This is a genomic window from Psychrosphaera algicola, from assembly GCF_028401425.1.
Lineage (GTDB): Bacteria > Pseudomonadota > Gammaproteobacteria > Enterobacterales > Alteromonadaceae > Psychrosphaera > Psychrosphaera algicola.
Genome location: NZ_JAQOMS010000002.1, coordinates 3374863 through 3390463, shown reverse-complemented (window position 1 = coordinate 3390463; position 15601 = coordinate 3374863). Strand labels below are relative to the sequence as shown.

Annotated in this window: 12 protein-coding genes and 7 pseudogenes; 11 read left to right on the top strand and 8 right to left on the bottom strand. The window is 39.5% G+C overall.

The features are described 5' to 3' along the window. The 8 genes and pseudogenes from PN838_RS18625 to PN838_RS18595 all read right to left on the bottom strand — a co-directional run bounded on the left by PN838_RS18625 (position 1) and on the right by PN838_RS18595 (position 7261). Positions 1–201 carry a hypothetical protein gene (locus PN838_RS18625; protein ID WP_272181607.1) on the bottom strand — a complete coding sequence of 67 codons (201 nt, stop codon included), beginning with the start codon at positions 199–201 and terminating at the stop codon, positions 1–3. A gap of 140 nt (positions 202–341) precedes the next feature. Then, positions 342–1265 (bottom strand): hypothetical protein, encoded by a 924-nt coding sequence (locus PN838_RS18620; protein ID WP_272181606.1) that lies wholly within the window; start codon positions 1263–1265, stop codon positions 342–344. Positions 1266–1474: 209 nt separating this feature from the next. Further along, positions 1475–2128, bottom strand: a complete 654-nt coding sequence (locus PN838_RS18615) for a tetratricopeptide repeat protein (RefSeq protein WP_272181605.1) — start codon at positions 2126–2128, stop codon at positions 1475–1477. An 82-nt stretch (positions 2129–2210) separates the two neighbouring features. After that, positions 2211–3104: an MOSC domain-containing protein gene (locus PN838_RS18610; RefSeq protein WP_272181604.1), complete on the bottom strand. Its 894-nt coding sequence runs from the start codon at positions 3102–3104 to the stop codon at positions 2211–2213. Between the two features lie 113 nt (positions 3105–3217). Then, positions 3218–3385: pseudogene (locus PN838_RS27550) on the bottom strand (DUF3081 family protein); the annotation flags it as partial. A 196-nt stretch (positions 3386–3581) separates the two neighbouring features. Beyond that, positions 3582–4226 (bottom strand): MipA/OmpV family protein, encoded by a 645-nt coding sequence (locus PN838_RS18605; RefSeq protein ID WP_272181603.1) that lies wholly within the window; start codon positions 4224–4226, stop codon positions 3582–3584. A 1027-nt stretch (positions 4227–5253) separates the two neighbouring features. Then, on the bottom strand, positions 5254–5589 hold the full coding sequence (locus tag PN838_RS18600; RefSeq protein ID WP_215962517.1) for a hypothetical protein: 336 nt from the start codon (positions 5587–5589) through the stop codon (positions 5254–5256). Next, a pseudogene (locus PN838_RS18595) lies at positions 5586–7261 on the bottom strand (ABCB family ABC transporter ATP-binding protein/permease). The gene PN838_RS18600 and the pseudogene PN838_RS18595 overlap by 4 nt, the downstream one beginning before the upstream one ends. 452 nt (positions 7262–7713) lie before the next feature. Between PN838_RS18595 and PN838_RS18590 the strand changes: the two are divergent. From PN838_RS18590 to PN838_RS18540, 11 genes and pseudogenes are all read left to right on the top strand, one after another. Then, positions 7714–9040: pseudogene (locus tag PN838_RS18590) on the top strand (M24 family metallopeptidase). A gap of 126 nt (positions 9041–9166) precedes the next feature. Next, complete coding sequence (ccmA, locus tag PN838_RS18585; protein WP_272181602.1) at positions 9167–9805, top strand: cytochrome c biogenesis heme-transporting ATPase CcmA; 639 nt, start codon at positions 9167–9169, stop codon at positions 9803–9805. A gap of 26 nt (positions 9806–9831) precedes the next feature. Beyond that, positions 9832–10505 (top strand): annotated as a pseudogene (ccmB, locus tag PN838_RS18580) (heme exporter protein CcmB). After that, positions 10505–11261: pseudogene (locus tag PN838_RS18575) on the top strand (heme ABC transporter permease). Before ccmB ends, PN838_RS18575 begins: the two co-directional pseudogenes overlap by 1 nt. After that, entirely contained in the window at positions 11251–11466 is a 216-nt protein-coding gene (ccmD, locus tag PN838_RS18570; RefSeq protein ID WP_215962521.1) for a heme exporter protein CcmD, read from the top strand. The pseudogene PN838_RS18575 and the gene ccmD overlap by 11 nt, the downstream one beginning before the upstream one ends. 1 nt (position 11467) lies before the next feature. Further along, positions 11468–11962 (top strand): annotated as a pseudogene (gene ccmE, locus PN838_RS18565) (cytochrome c maturation protein CcmE). Between the two features lie 116 nt (positions 11963–12078). Further along, a complete protein-coding gene (locus PN838_RS18560) occupies positions 12079–12507 on the top strand; it encodes an RDD family protein (RefSeq protein WP_272181601.1) in 429 nt (142 codons plus the stop codon). A 31-nt stretch (positions 12508–12538) separates the two neighbouring features. Next, complete coding sequence (locus PN838_RS18555; RefSeq protein ID WP_272181600.1) at positions 12539–12748, top strand: hypothetical protein; 210 nt, start codon at positions 12539–12541, stop codon at positions 12746–12748. Between the two features lie 49 nt (positions 12749–12797). Further along, positions 12798–13169 (top strand): annotated as a pseudogene (locus PN838_RS18550) (VOC family protein). 371 nt (positions 13170–13540) lie between these two features. Beyond that, complete coding sequence (locus tag PN838_RS18545; RefSeq protein WP_272181599.1) at positions 13541–14161, top strand: MarC family protein; 621 nt, start codon at positions 13541–13543, stop codon at positions 14159–14161. A 564-nt stretch (positions 14162–14725) separates the two neighbouring features. Then, entirely contained in the window at positions 14726–15457 is a 732-nt protein-coding gene (locus PN838_RS18540; RefSeq protein ID WP_215962525.1) for a FadR/GntR family transcriptional regulator, read from the top strand. Positions 15458–15601 lie beyond the last annotated feature (144 nt).

The window sequence follows — 15601 nt, the reverse complement described above, 5'->3', positions numbered from 1 at the left end:
CTAACGATACAATTCCAGTTGTTTCATGGCTTGGCCAATTTCCTCAATCACATCTTTATATTTCTGCGACTGAATTGACTTGTATCTATCGTTAAACTCTTCGGCTGAAATACCTTCTGGCCGGTGGTTTATGTCTAATATAAACATATCTTCTGTATAAACATTGGCCAATTTGAGGCAGGCTGATTTTGTATCAGTCATTGGGTCAGTCAGAAACTCAGCAAACGTTAAGCCCGCTTTGTCAGCAACAATGTCTGCAAAGCTAAAGCCGGTGCCTCCTGCGTTACTATCAATTAACTCTTTTATTTCGCCAATACTAAATGCGGTTTGTGTGCCACTGTTTAATTGTAAAAAGCGGAATAGAGAAAGTGCAATGCAAGATCTTCGCGGTTTCTCAATGTGGCCGACATACCTCGGCCAATTTTTCCGGGTATTCCTACGAGTCGACCAAATTTAGGGTTACCGTAACGGATCACTAGTGCCCAAATTGCAGCTTGAACATGGCGGTTTCGAACGTCAGTTGGGCTGTTACGTGTTTGCTCTTTAACATGTGAAAAGGCGCTTCTAATTGGCTCCATTAACGACTTTGAATCATAATTTTGTAACGATAAATGCTCAATATAATTAGTGACTAGAGCTTTATCTAAATTTGAAGTACCACTTACTAGGTTCTGGGCTTCATTAAAACTCGCCTGAAGTGCCGGTTTAATCATATTGGCGTCCAAGTTTTTCACAACTAACTTGTTTCGTTCAAAACTTAAATTGGTTATAAAATGCTGCCATAAGTCATAACTATGTTTGCCTACAAATTTGTTAAGGCCATACTTTATTATTGGTTTGAGGGAATCTCCAGGAAGTGTCACAGAACCTATTTTACAGGAGTCGATATCGGCTCCTTCATAACCGTTGGTCAACATACATATGACATTTACATAACGTTTAAAACCACGTTTTTCCAATTTGACTGTGGCTACTAAAGTTAATCCCAATGACGTTAATCGTGACTCGATATCAATATTGGGCACAGAATAGCTTGCGACATTTAACGCTGCTGTCAGTTCGTCATTCGATAACGAAAACTCTTGAACCGCTTGTTTCGACGCGATACTACGATGAAATTGTTTAGTGACATTCTGAGCAATTTTAGCGTCATCTGCAGTGACGGACTTAATCTCTGGCACTAATCGCTGCTTGTCTGTTGCCAAAAATGGCAAGCTCGCCATACCGACTAATAAAATTACGATAAAAATGCCAATCCACTTCACACTAACTTCCTTTTAAATTTTTATTAATAATAGCCATTAGGGCATCAACTCGTTCTTCGTAACTGTCAAATTTGTCATTTATATCGACTTTTTCTAAATATAACTTTGCCAAAGTCCAATTTTTTCTGCTACATATAACTGCCCAAGTCGATAATACGTCAGCTCGTCAATATTTGAATCAACTAATTCTGACGCTCGCGGTATCAACTCTAAAAAATCGCTATCGCTTTGCTGTTTTGCTCTAATTTCTGAAATGTTCGGCCATAGTTGTAATTAGCAATGATATTAACATTAATTAATCCGGCTTTACGCGAATGTTCCATGGCAACAAGGTATTGAGTTTGCGCTTTAACCAAGTCCCCAGTGAGGAGATATAAATTGCCTAAGTTAATCGCGACTTTAGCAATTATATTGGCATTTTTATGATCACTAAACTTTCGTTCCAACTGCTTTAAAAGCCTAATACCTTCAGTGTATTGGCCTAGATAAATATGCAAATTAGCATAATCAATTAACGTGTTTGGGTCGTCACCTGTTTTTAACAACGCTTGGAAAATTAATTGTGCTTTTGCTAAGTGAGCTTTACGTTCAGGGTCATCCTTTTGACCTATTTTTAACTTTGCCGAATAAATATGAATTTTAAGTTCTACCACTTTTGGCAGCCTAGATGCGTTGATCAGTTTGCCCATCTCTATGTCTAACTGTTGGTATTTACCTAAATAATAGAGTGAATCAAGTTGGTACATCTTAAGCTTATAAAACTCAATTTTACTTTTGGGTTGTTCCGCTAGTTTTTGCTCAACCAGTCTTAAACAATTGGAATAGTTATTAACACAGAACTCATCTAATTGCGCTTGGGCCAAACTAGGGGTTACGAAAAAAATGATTGGAATTATCTCCAACACCAATATTTTTAACCGTCTAATAAAAGTCATCTTATGTTGGCTAACCTTGTACTTCATGACTAAAACAGACCGTATCACCAACACTGATACAGCAATCATTTTCCAAAGATTTACTTTTGATTAATACGCCATTGTGTCCGAAATAGGCACCTTTATCGGCAATATTTTCCATCGAAAACAGCGTTTTCAACGGTTGCTTAGAATTGCTTATTTCACCGGAGTTCTGATCAATTGACGTCATTTTACAACGTTCGCAGGGTTTACATAAATGCAGAGTACCAGCCTCTCCCATTTGCATATACTTAAATTGATGTTCAACAAATGCTGTTGTTCCAGCAATAACAACATTTGCTCTAAATCGAGACATAGGAACAGCCGACTCTGACTGCGCCACCAATTTTGTATTGAGTTCATCTAAAGAAGCAGATGTAGCCACTAAAAACGGATAACCGTCGGCAAAATAAGTTTGATGAATATCACCGTTGGTGTGTTTATTACTGACAGCTCGTTGGCTTTCGGGATTTAATCTTACGAGTCGCAACGCCTGCCCACGAAACCGACCTAAAATAGAAGTTAACCACGATCCAATTTTATCGCCTTCATCTAGAACGACACATTCACTTTGCCAAACTTTTGCGTTAAATGAGGTCGCGTCAAGCTCATCTGAGCCCGCATAAAGCAAAGGTATTTGGCACTCTCCAAATTGGTCATGACTTAAGACCAAATGGCTGTCCGTCAACGTGGTTGAGATAGTTGCCATCGCAGGGATATTTCGCTGCGACATAAACAACCCATCTTCATTCACTATCATCCAAAAGCGGTCCCACTTTAACCCTAGGGGCGTCACCACAGATTGGCTCAATGAAATGCCCTTTAAGGACTTCACGGGATAGATATTAATTTCTTCGATAGTACCAGTCTGACGAGCTAACAATTTAATGACCTCTGGATGTGCCAAAACTTTAGTGCAGTCAACAAACTACAACTAACGGTTTTAATGTCTTTAAACATCTATTTATTAAAAGACTTTTTGGGCGCTAAACGCCTTTACAGTTTGAATGTGGCTAATTTTTTCTCAAATTTTTGAAATGAATCTGCACTGCCAAATTGAATATCATATTTGCCATGAAACATCATCGTTAACGTTACATCGTTTAGAGACAGATAACAGTTGTAGCCGTCAAAATCGGACCACGCCTCTAGTCCTTCATAGTGGAACTTATCTTCTTTTTTTCACCATCCGACATAACTTTGTCGAAAATCATCAAACAACGTTTTAAATCAATACTATTTTTCATCGCCATTACTCAAATAGATAAAAATATACTAATCCACCATATAGATGCTGCTTAGATTTTACCAATGGAGAATCAACATATTTTGCGCCGCTAATATCGGCATATGCAAAAAACTACTGACAATATGTCGCTTTAATTGCCAACGAACACCGCCTTTTACTCGAAAGCCCGCGAAGCCACCTGTGGGCGACAAACGCATCTCGTTCATCTGTCATATATTCTGGACTCACACCATAAAATTCATTGGCATAATCCTCAGACACAAACTCATAACCTAACTTTAATCGCGTGTTAACTTTACCGCCAAAAAACGTTTGGCTTAACCCTTTTCGCATTAAGATTGAAGGACTAGACGTTAATTTCAAATTAGTGAATTTGATAGTTCTGGCTTGACGAATATTCATATCGAGAAAAATGGCATCGGGGCTTGAGTCATCGCCCACAAGGTAATATTTAAGACTTGGACCAAACTCAAAAATGGCATTAATGTCTGGCATGCCTTTCCGTGCTTCAGCATCATCACTGTCGACAGGAATCGCACCGGACAAACTGACAGACAACAACCATTTTTCGCTATCAAACAATCTCGCGACAATACCGCCTTGGCCAATTTTTAAATTTGGACTGCGATAGTTAATATACGGGATTGGTAAAATAGCAGAACGGGTTTCTTTAGCACCAATATAAACAGGTACATTGACCGCAGTTGCAACACCGACACCAAACGTCCAGCCGCTTGGTTGACTTTCTTTTGGCATATCTAGGTCGCAATCGAGTAACAATTCAATTTGGCAGCCACCAGCGTCATCGGCAAGTGCACTAAAAGAGAGTAAAAAGACAGAATAATTAAGGCAAATAATTTCATTTGCTAAAAATAACCAAATGTTGTGCGCTAAACAACTGAAATTACCGTTGCTGACAAAAATAAACTAGTATTAACGGAGAAACCGAAGTTAAAATTCAGGCAGTACTTATTGTTCCTAATCTCAATGTCAATTTCGACCCTAATGGACTATAACTGATTACAATGAAACTCTTTTTTAGAATATGCACCCTAACAGTTAGCCTCTTTGCGTTTTGGCTGATTTACCAAAAAGACCTAGGCATATCCAATGGCATCATCAATTATGTTGCGGCATGGCCAAATGGCGACAAAGTAGGTCATTTTTTTCTGTTTGGTTTTTTATCTTTTGCGCTGTTTTGGCTACTAACTTTAAAAAAGCGTCGAACAGCCGATATGTCCCGATATATTTAGCTAGCTTGGTCGTTTGCATCATTGTTATATTAGAAGAATGTAGCCACTTACTATTTAAAACCCGAACGTTTGAAATAGCTGATATTATGGCCAATATCTTAGGTATCATGACATTTAGTTATATTGCCTATGGCATCGACAGTGTTTATAAATTAAGTGTTATGGAACAACAGGCTGAGAGCAATCAATGAAATATTCGTATAGGCAAACACAACACAGGGAATATGTAGGCGATGACAAGGGTGATCTATATTTAAATCACTTAAAATATTTTGAATTTCATCATTATCCCGGAGAGAGGTTACATAGCTTTTGGGCTATCGCAATTGTACTTATATTACTTTTTAAAATTGATGATTTATTTTCTATAAATGTATTTTATGGTTTGCTGGGCATTTATGTAATGTACATTGCGATATTTACAAAATACTTATTGACCAAAAAAATATGCAGATATAAAGGCTATTTCCTTTACCCTAATGCTATGATCCGTTTTTTAAAAAACGTAAAAAATCTACTAATTCAGTGATTTAAACCTCAACATACTTGGCGTTGCTAAAAAGTTTTTTCGCTCTTAAGGCTACTTCATCTACCGTCGATTTAGGTAACCACAAGTCAAACGCAATGCCACTTGCGGTGAATAATGTTACGCAACGAGCCGCACGTTGAATTTTAACAACATCTGACTTAACCAATGCTCGGCCATTTAGCTTGAAGATCCGAGCTAGGGGCAAGTCCCGACAAAAAACCGTTGGGCCAGCTTCAACTAATACCCTTTTAGCCCCATTGATTGTCGCCGAACGATTGAGTCCGATAAACAAAAACAACATGCCCCAAAGTCCAAAAAACACTGGATAATCAATCATTCCGTTTCGCTTCTTTGTTCATTTTGAATTGCCCACATTGTTGCGTAATGACCACCTAAGTTTAATAACTCATGGTGTGTTCCTTGTTCAACAATTTTTCCTTTTACCATAACCAAAATATTATCCGAATCTACGATGGTCGACAACCTATGTGCAACAACTAAAGACGAATGTCCTTTAGCTATCGACTTCAGAGCGGTCAAAATAGCTTGCTCAGAACCAGAATCAAGTGATGATGTTGCTTCATCAAAAACCAAAATCGGCGGCCGCTTCAAAATAGTACGAGCTATCGCTACACGTTGTTTTTCACCACCGGATAACTTAAGCCCTCGCTCACCGACCATGGTTTTTTCTTGGTCAGGTAAAGAAACGATAAAGGATTTGAGATGAGCTAATTCTATCGCGCGCCAAACATCTTCCTCTGAGGCTTGCGGGTCGCCGTATTTTATATTTTCGAAAATTGTATCGTTAAACAGCACAGTGTCTTGTGGCACCACACCAATATTTTTCTCAACGAGTGCTGACTCACGCCGTCAATTGGTTGTTCATCTATTAGGATTTGACCACTGCTAACATCATAAAATCGAAACAGTAATTTTGCTAATGTAGACTTACCCGCCCCACTTTCACCAACAACTGCGACTTTTTGCCCAGGTAATATTGTGAAATTAATGCCGTCCAGGATTTGGCGTTTTTTATTATAATGAAACTTTACATCTTTGAATTCTATTTTTGCCGTGGTGACCACCAATTCGGTTGCAGCTATACTGTCTTGCACTTTGGGCTGCTTTCGTAGCAAAGCGAACATATTTTCAATATTGGCCAAAGATCCTTTAATTTCGCGATAAACAAACCCCAAAAAGTTAAGCGGCATAAACAATTGCATCATAAAAGCATTAATCAGCACAAAGTCACCTAGTGTCATTTCCTTTGCAACTACGCCTTCTGCGGCTAGTACCAACATCGCCGTCATCGATATAGCAACAACTAATGCTTGTCCCGAATTTAAAGCAAATAACGTGAGCCGGTTTTTACGGCGCGCGGTTTCCCATTTGGCTAAATCTTCGTCGTAACGTGAAGCTTCATAATCTTCGTTATTAAAGTACTTCACGGTTTCGTAATTCAGTAAACTGTCTATAGCTCGCGAATTACTGCTCGAATCTGCTTTGTTGGCTTCACGCACATATTTGGTTCGCCATTCCGTCGCAACTGCGGTGTACGCAACATAAGCCACAATTGACAATAATGTTATCGCCGCAAACTCAATACCGTAGTTAGTGAAGAAGATAATGACGACAAACATAATTTCGAGCAAAATTGGAACGATATTAAACACCATAAAGCGCATCAGAAAACTGATACCAGTAGTTCCACGTTCCATGTCTCTAGACAAACCACCGGTTTGACGATTCAAATGAAAGTCTAAATCTAACTCATGGAGGTGATTAAATAATTTCAACCCCACTCTTCGCATCGCACGCTCGGTTACTCGACCAAATAATGTATCGCGAATTTCGCCTAGTAAAACAGTAGAAAACCGAACCGCACCATAGGCAATCACTAACGCCAATGGCACACTGACTATTGCCACTAAACCGTCGTTCATTTTGTCTAAGTCATCAACCACATGTTTAAGAATAAACGGTAGGCCGACACTTGCGACTTTAGCCAAGACCAAACACCCTAAAGCCAAAAGACACGGACCTTATGCTCAAGGATATAAGGAATTAATGCGGTTAGGGAGCGCCAGTTAAAGTCAACTGGATCATCGGGCATAGAACGGGAATGTCTCACAGTGCGCCTTTTCTTAAGGAGTGATTTGTTTAATATGGAGATAACGAACAGTTACTTCAATTATCCATTTGAGGTCAGTTTATATCTGTTTGTAATTTAAACCAATTGAAACAATACTAATACCAGTATGCATAATTAAATATTTTATAGGCGTTAGAAAATAACACTATCGCGGTTGGTAGTATTTGTCCGTTTTAATCATGCAGACTATCTCAAACTTCATTCATATAATAATTAAAGATGTTATGCTCATGTAGCGTCACTATCGTTTTTTAATATTGTTTTACTAACCAAAAGAGTTGGCCCATGCGCTGTATTTTAATTTCCCTAATGCTTTGTCTTAGTTTCAGTTTTTCTAGTTTTGGGCAATCGTCAATCGCCTCTGATATCTTATCGATGCAAGAGCGCGCGCAATTTATTGATGACATGACAGAACAACGTGTTACTCAACTGCTACCAGCAATGATGACTAAATCTGGGTTAGATGCGTGGTTATTAATAAGCCGTGAATACAATGAAGATCCGGTGCTAAAGACGATGTTACCAGCAACCTGGATTTCAGCACGACGAACCACTATTTTACTCTTTTTATTGACGCCAAACGGCACAGTAGACGCCTATGCGATTGCGCCTTATAAAGTGGGTTCGGTGTTTAAACAAGGTTGGAATAAAAAACGTCAATCCAGTCAGTGGGAAGCCCTTAGCGAACTGCTTGAGCGTTACCAGCCTAAAAATATTGGTTTAAACTACTCAACAAATTGGGCCCACGCCGATGGCTTAGTGTTAACGGATTATAAAACGTTAAAAACGAATCTTCCCGCCAAATGGCGTAACAAAATGGTGTCAGCAGAAGCCCTTGCGGTTTCTTGGTTGGAGCAACGAATCGCGCCCGAAGTCGCTATGTATAAAGACATAGTGCGTATTGCTCACGCGATCATTGCCGAAGGTTTTTCGAATCAAGTTATCACTCCTAGCGTAACTTCAACAACCGAGTTGCAATGGTGGTTTAGAGAACGCGTTCGCGAACTGAAATTACAGGTCTGGTTTCACCCAAGTATCTCAGTGCAACGCAATGAACAACCAGCCTTGGATAGCGACACCGCATTTTCTGAAGGTCATGAACAAAATATCATTCAATATGGTGACTTATTACATATTGATTTTGGCATTACTTATTTAAGGCTTAATACCGACACGCAACAACATGCCTATGTTTTGAAACCTAGTGAAACCGCGGCACCTCAATATTTAACTGCCGCTTTTACCACAGGTAATAAACTACAAGACATTTTCACTGACTTATTTAAAGCGGGTAAAACCGGTAACCAAGTGTTAAAACAAGCCCGAAGCGCCGCAATAGAAGCCGGCTTAAAACCAACCATTTATACCCACCCGATTGGCTATCACGGCCATGCCGCAGGGACAACACTAGGTATGTGGGACGCACAAACTGGCGTGCCTTAGCGATGGTGATTACCCGTTACATCACAATACGGCTTATTCGATAGAACTAAACAATGCGGTTTTCATCGATGCGTGGAACAAAGAGATCCGCATTATGCTGGAAGAAGACGCGATGTTTGATGAGTCTGGCGTTTGGTACTTAGATGGCCGTCAAACGGAGCTGATTTTAATTGGCGAAGCCCCTGCGAAATAAGGGTTTGTTGATCTACATTCGGTAATCAAACAATTACCTCCAAGCTTTTTGCCAACCTAGGTTGGCAATTTGTCAATCTCATGTGACAATAATCATCTAATTTTTGATAACCGTAGTTAAAAACCTTTGTCAAACCACGTCCCATTATTATCATCAAAGCATTTAACTTGCATTCGTCAAGATAGAGTTCTATTTGAAGACCTCAATTTTGAGCTTAGTGCTGGGGATATCATTCAGGTTGAAGGGCCAAATGGCGTGGGCAAAACGAGTTTATTAAAAATACTCGCGGGACTGTCTTTTGCCAACGAAGGCGACGTACTTTACCGTGGCAAAAACATCCAGCAACAAGCCGAAGAATACCGGCAGAACCTGCTTTACCTTGGCCACCAACCTGGTGTTAAGGGTGAGCTCACCGCGGAAGAAAACCTGGAGTTTAGCTTAGCTCTACATGGTCAAACCGTTGCTGATACAGAACAAACGCTTAGTGAAGTTGATTTAGCTGGGTTTGAAGATGTTTACGCGTCGCAGCTAAGCGCCGGCCAGCATAGACGTATTGCGCTTGGTCGCCTTTGGCAGTCGACTCAAAAAATATGGATTTTAGACGAACCGTTTACGGCTATCGATAAATCGGGCGTTAGCAAGTTAGAGAAGTTGTTTTTAAATCATATCCAACAAGGCGGGGCGATTATTCTCACCACGCATCAAGATTTTAACTTAATTGCATCACATGTGACAAAGTTAACGTTGCAGTATCGGTTTGATTAGGGATGACAATGAATTCTAAACCTGCGATGTCGTATTTCACGGTATTGACACTCATCATCAAACGCGAACTTACTTTGGCTTACCGCCATAAAGATGACGTATTAAACCCGATCCTCTTTTTATTATCGTCGTCACATTATTTCCACTTGGTATTGGGCCGGCAACCAATACCTTAGCGACAATTGCACCAGGGGTCATTTGGGTCGCTGCATTACTCGCAACCTTATTGTCACTCGATAGAATATTTAAATCTGACTTTAACGACGGTTCATTAGAGCAAATGTTACTCAGCCCCCACCCCACATACATTATTGTTTTGGGAAAAGTGGCGGCTCATTGGCTTATCACTGGGTTGCCCTTAATTTTTATCGCGCCAGTTTTAGCCGTGTCTTTACATTTAGATGACAATGCATACAACGCAATGATGTTAACGCTATTATTGGGTACACCGGTATTGAGTTTTATTGGTGCAATCGGTGCTGCGCTGACGGTGCGCCTTAAAAATGGTGGCGTTATTCTTAGTTTGCTTGTTTTGCCGTTGTTTATTCCAGTATTAATATTTGCGACAAGTACCATAAATACTGCGGCAATGAATTTACCTTATCAAGGCCAACTTGCTATCATAGCAGCCTTATTAGTCGGCGCGGTTACCCTCGCCCCATTTGCAATTAGTTCAGCATTAAAAGTGAGTACAAATTAATGTGGAAGTGGTTACACCCTTACGCCAATCCTGAAACAAGTTATCATTTGGTTGGTAAACTTATCCCATGGTTCGCTGTAGTCTCAGGTGCTTTATTAACAATAGGGCTATTTTGGGGCTTGTTATTTGCGCCACCAGACTACCAACAAGGTGATAGTTTTAGAATTTTCTATCTGCATGTTCCTGCCGCCAGTCTGTCGATGGGGATCTACCTAGGGATGGCCATAGCCGCGTTTTGTGGATTAGTCTGGCAATTACGTTTGGCTGGCGCAGCTGTTGCCGCTATGGCACCTGTAGGGGCTGTATTTACCGCAATCGCACTGATAAGTGGCGCCGCTATGAGGTAAACCTATGTGGGGAACATGGTGGATTTGGGATGCGCGACTCACTTCAGAACTTATTCTATTATTTCTCTATCTCGGCGTTATGGCGTTAAATAGTGCATTTGACGATAAAATTGCCGCGGGCAAATCTGCAGGCATCTTGGCATTGGTTGGAGTCATCAACCTCCCGATTATTAAATATTCGGTAGAATGGTGGAATACACTTCACCAAGGTGCAACCGTCAGCAAATTAGGTAAACCCTCTATGACATTAGATATGTTTTACCCATTTGTATTTTGCTTTCTAGGTTTTGCATTTTTAAGTGCTGTGATTATTTGTATCCGCTTTCAATCACAAATATTGCAACACAATGTCACTCGCCCTTGGGTAAAAAAGCTCGTTACTGTTGAGGAGAACAAACATGCAGTTTGATAGTTTTTCAGCTTTTCTCGATATGGGTGGATATGGCTTTTTTGTTTGGTTATCTTATGGCTCAGCTTTTCTGTTATTTGCCATTTTGTTGTGGTCTAGTTTATCTGGCCATAAACACACAAAACAACAAATTATTAAAAAACTAAATCGCGACGAAAAATTACGTCAACGTGCGCAACAATCGTCTGCAGGAGTAGAACCGTAACATGAACCCTCGTCGTAAAAAAGACTCGCTATAATATCGACCATTGTTCTCGGCCTTGGTGCTGTAACAGGCTTGGTATTGTACGCATTAAGTCAAAATATTGATTTGTTTTATACCCCATCTGAAATCCACTATGGTAAAAAAGAAACCGGTGTAAAACCAACCCTAGGTCAACGCCTAGATATCGGCGGAATAGTTATTCCAGAGCAGTGTCATTCGAAATGCAGACACACTGGAAGTGAGCTTTGATTTAGGTGACATGAAAACGCCAACGGTCTTTACCGAACAAGATCCTAAAGTGACAGTGCAATACACAGGTATTCTTCCTGATCTATTTCGAGAAGGGCAAGGTATTGTTGCACAGGGCATGTTAACCGATGGGTTTATCATAAAAGCCACTGAAGTATTGGCTAAACATGATGAAGAATACATGCCAAAAGAAATTGCCGATAGTGCCAAGAAAAAACATAAAAACGTCGATTACGGCGGTAACTAATACAGAACAATAAATACCAATATAATTGATAACGACGTTCAGGTGAGCGTCGTTAAATTTGCAGGTAGCGTTAGAATACAATCAAAGAAACTAAAATTTTTATATGGACGTAAAATATGAGCAACCCCGATTTCAGCGATTATTCATTGGATGAACTATTAGACGCTCAATGCCACATTGATGCTGAAAAATTTCCAGACCGAGTCAAACAAATCCAAACAGCCATTGCCGCCAAAATGGATAATCCACAAACTCTTGTCGACGTTGAAAAACAACTAGAACTCGAAAAGTATCAAACATTTGGTCCTCGCATAGGCGCATCGATTATTGACAGTATTGTTGTTTACATAGTCTCTGCGATACTCATTTTTATCGGGACAGGCGCAGGCGGTGTCGTCGAATCAACATTACAGTTTATCGACTTAATCCAATTTGGTATTTATAGCGTCGCTCTTCATACACTTTATGGTCAAACATTAGGAAAGATGGCGCTAGCCGTTAAGGTAGTGAACCATGTCACCGAAAGTACAATCACATTTAACTAAGGCCTTTATCCGAGATTGCGTTCCCATTTTTATGATTATCGCAGCTACCATTGCCACCATTTTTGCGCCAGAAGACGGGGCAGCAAATCCTCCTCAGTGGTACACATTCACTATAATCGCAATGGGTATAACAATGTTGCTTTGGCACTTGCTCGAAATTGTTACTATGTTGTTTAGTGCTAAAAACCGGGCATTTCATGATTTTATTGCAGGCACCGTCGTTGTTCGCATTCAGCATTAATTATTGGTACCTTAGGTTTTGTGTTTGCACCGAAAAGGAAAGCTAAACAATGAAAGTTGACGATATTCGCGTATTTATTCCAAGTAAAGATTATCAAGTTTCCCAAACGTTTCTACAAGGCGATGGGGTTCAAAATGGAGTTTGTTACGGACGATCTGTCGCTTTTCACCAATGGCGATTGCACCTTTTTCCTAACCCGCTTATATAACAAAGAATTTGCTACAAACTTAATGTTCCAACTTGCTGTTTTAGACATTGATGAGGCGTTTGAGACAATCTCAGCTTTGCAAAGTAACTGTTTTAAAGAGGGATCGAATTAGACATTAAATACGAACCCATTAAAGCAGAGCATTGGGGGAAGGTAGTCTATTTATGGGGGCCATCAGGTGAACTTTGGCACGTCACTCAATTTGCTTTATAATCTGGCTTACAATTGTCGATGATCGGGAAGATTAATTGCTTTAGAAAAATATCCATTTTTCATTTAGGCATATAAGTTTATGCGCGTAACTGGCGAACTAAAAAGAGGCTCAATTTTCTAATATTAAATACCGAAATATTCAATTTTCACCAACGTAATATTAATCCTTTAACATACAAGTTTTAAACTGAATTATTAGCCCCGTTATCGGCAGGTAGTCGAAAAAGTCTTTAATTCTAATATACTCGTTTACGATCGTTAAGTAGCAATACACTCGATTTTAACTCGTTCTTCAACACTCTAAGTTCACGTGAGACAAATCTCTAAACCAGATCATTGCCAGCGTGTTCAGACAAACAAGGACCTTAATAATGATTGATATTTTAGCGACCTTTATCATATTTTTTGCCGTCATTGACCCAATAGGAACCATACCGGTATTTATAGCAGTAACTGAAAAATATGATGCTAAAACCAAACGACGTATTGCCCTACTTGCAGCGGTTTGTTCCACCTGCATCCTGATATTTTTTGTCGTTCTTGGAGAACTCCTACTCAAAGCATTGGCAATACCATTACCCGCTTTTCAGATCTCTGGCGGCATTGTTCTATTTCTCTTTGCACTGAATATGATTTTTGGCGACAGTAAACCAGAAGAAGAGCTCAAACTTATAAAGAAAGATTACCGACAAACAGCTATCTTTCCAATTGCAGTGCCTTCAATCGCGAGCCCAGGTGCAATGTTAGCGGCAGTTCTACTTACTGAGAATTCGCTCTTTAGCATTTGGGAGCAGGCGCAAACGGTAGTTGTAATGATTTCTGTAATCCTCTTAGTCTACATTATGATGCTACTTGCAGGTTGGATTAACAAAGTGATTGGTAGCAGCGGAGCAAGCGTTGTAAGTCGTATTATGGGTCTCATTCTCTCGGCCGTAGCAACAACAAATATACTGGCTGGCTTTAACGAATTTTACAATATTACACCTATGTAACTTGGGTCCAATTACTTTAGTCGATAGCGCCATAGGAAAAAGTTAAGTCCAATGGCGCCACCAGTAAGTCTACAGTGCCTTTAATTGCAATATTTTCTGTCGATAATTCATTAAAGTTAGCCAACAGCTTGAATGGTATTTTTAAATCGAACTGGTAATAACAAAATACACAAATTTAATATTTAATTTATGTTTTATCGTTAGAAAAATCTCAAGTTGTATTAAAAATAAATCATATTGCGTTTGACATTGTCTCAACTAAAAAAACATCAATATAATGCCCACATCACAAAAAAATACATTACTCATATAAAACAACATCTTGAGAAAAACTTAGCAACGACAACTTCATAAATAGCTAATTTTTAAGCAAAAAACACCTTCAAAAACAGACCAATAATAAAACCAATTTGATAACCAAGGTGGCAATCTTGGCCTTACCAAATTAAATTAAATTAAATTACCAATTTGAAGAATTGCCAAAAGCTGTTATAAAGATACAATATCGCCAACAATTCATTATCAATTCTTGCTTGTTAGCATTACGTAATTAAGAGGTTTAGCATGGGTAGCCGCAGGTTATTTTGGGAAATAGTAGAACAAATTGAACGTCGTATAGATGCGGGTGACTACCCTCCCGGAAGCCGACTGCCCCCAGAACGTGTCCTTGCTGAACAATTTGACGTTAGTCGTCCGACAATTAGAGAAGCAATAATCGCACTCGAAGTCCGAGGACGTGTTGAAGTTAAAACAAGCTCTGGTGTTTACGTTTTAGACTCGAACAAAAAGCAGCAACCAGAAATTGAAGTGAGTGCTTTCGAATTAACTCAGGCCCGAGCTTTAGTTGAAGGTGAAGCTGCTGCATTAGCAGCGACGACTATTACTGAAGAAGAACTCGACAAACTGGAAGAGACTTTACTCGCAATGGAAAGCGGTATAAACGCCGACCAAGCGGATAAAGAATTCCACCGTATCATTTCTAAAGCCACTCGAAACAAAGCTATTTTGATGGCTGTTGAAAAGTTTTGGTCGCTACGAGAGAGTCGTGAAAATATCATCCAAGCATATGCTGGTGTTTGTAGTTCAAGTGCAGAAGCACGCATGAATGAACATAGAAATATTTTTAACGGTTTAAAAAACCGCAATGCAGAAAAAGCGCGAGCAGCAATGCATGAACATTTTAATCGACTCATTAATGCACTTTTTGAAGCTAGTGAAGCCCAAGCATTGGAAGAGATTAAACGTAAAAGTAGTGAAACTCGTGGATTGTACTCGCTCAATCACTTAGTTCAGTAACACTTTACCATATGACAATTACCCACCTCTAAGTTGTCATATGATTTAGTATTACACATAGATGCCCTAAGGCAGTCTCTTATACCCAAATCCCTGCTAAGAAATTAGCAGGGATTTTTTTGAACCATTTTCTTAATCCATGAG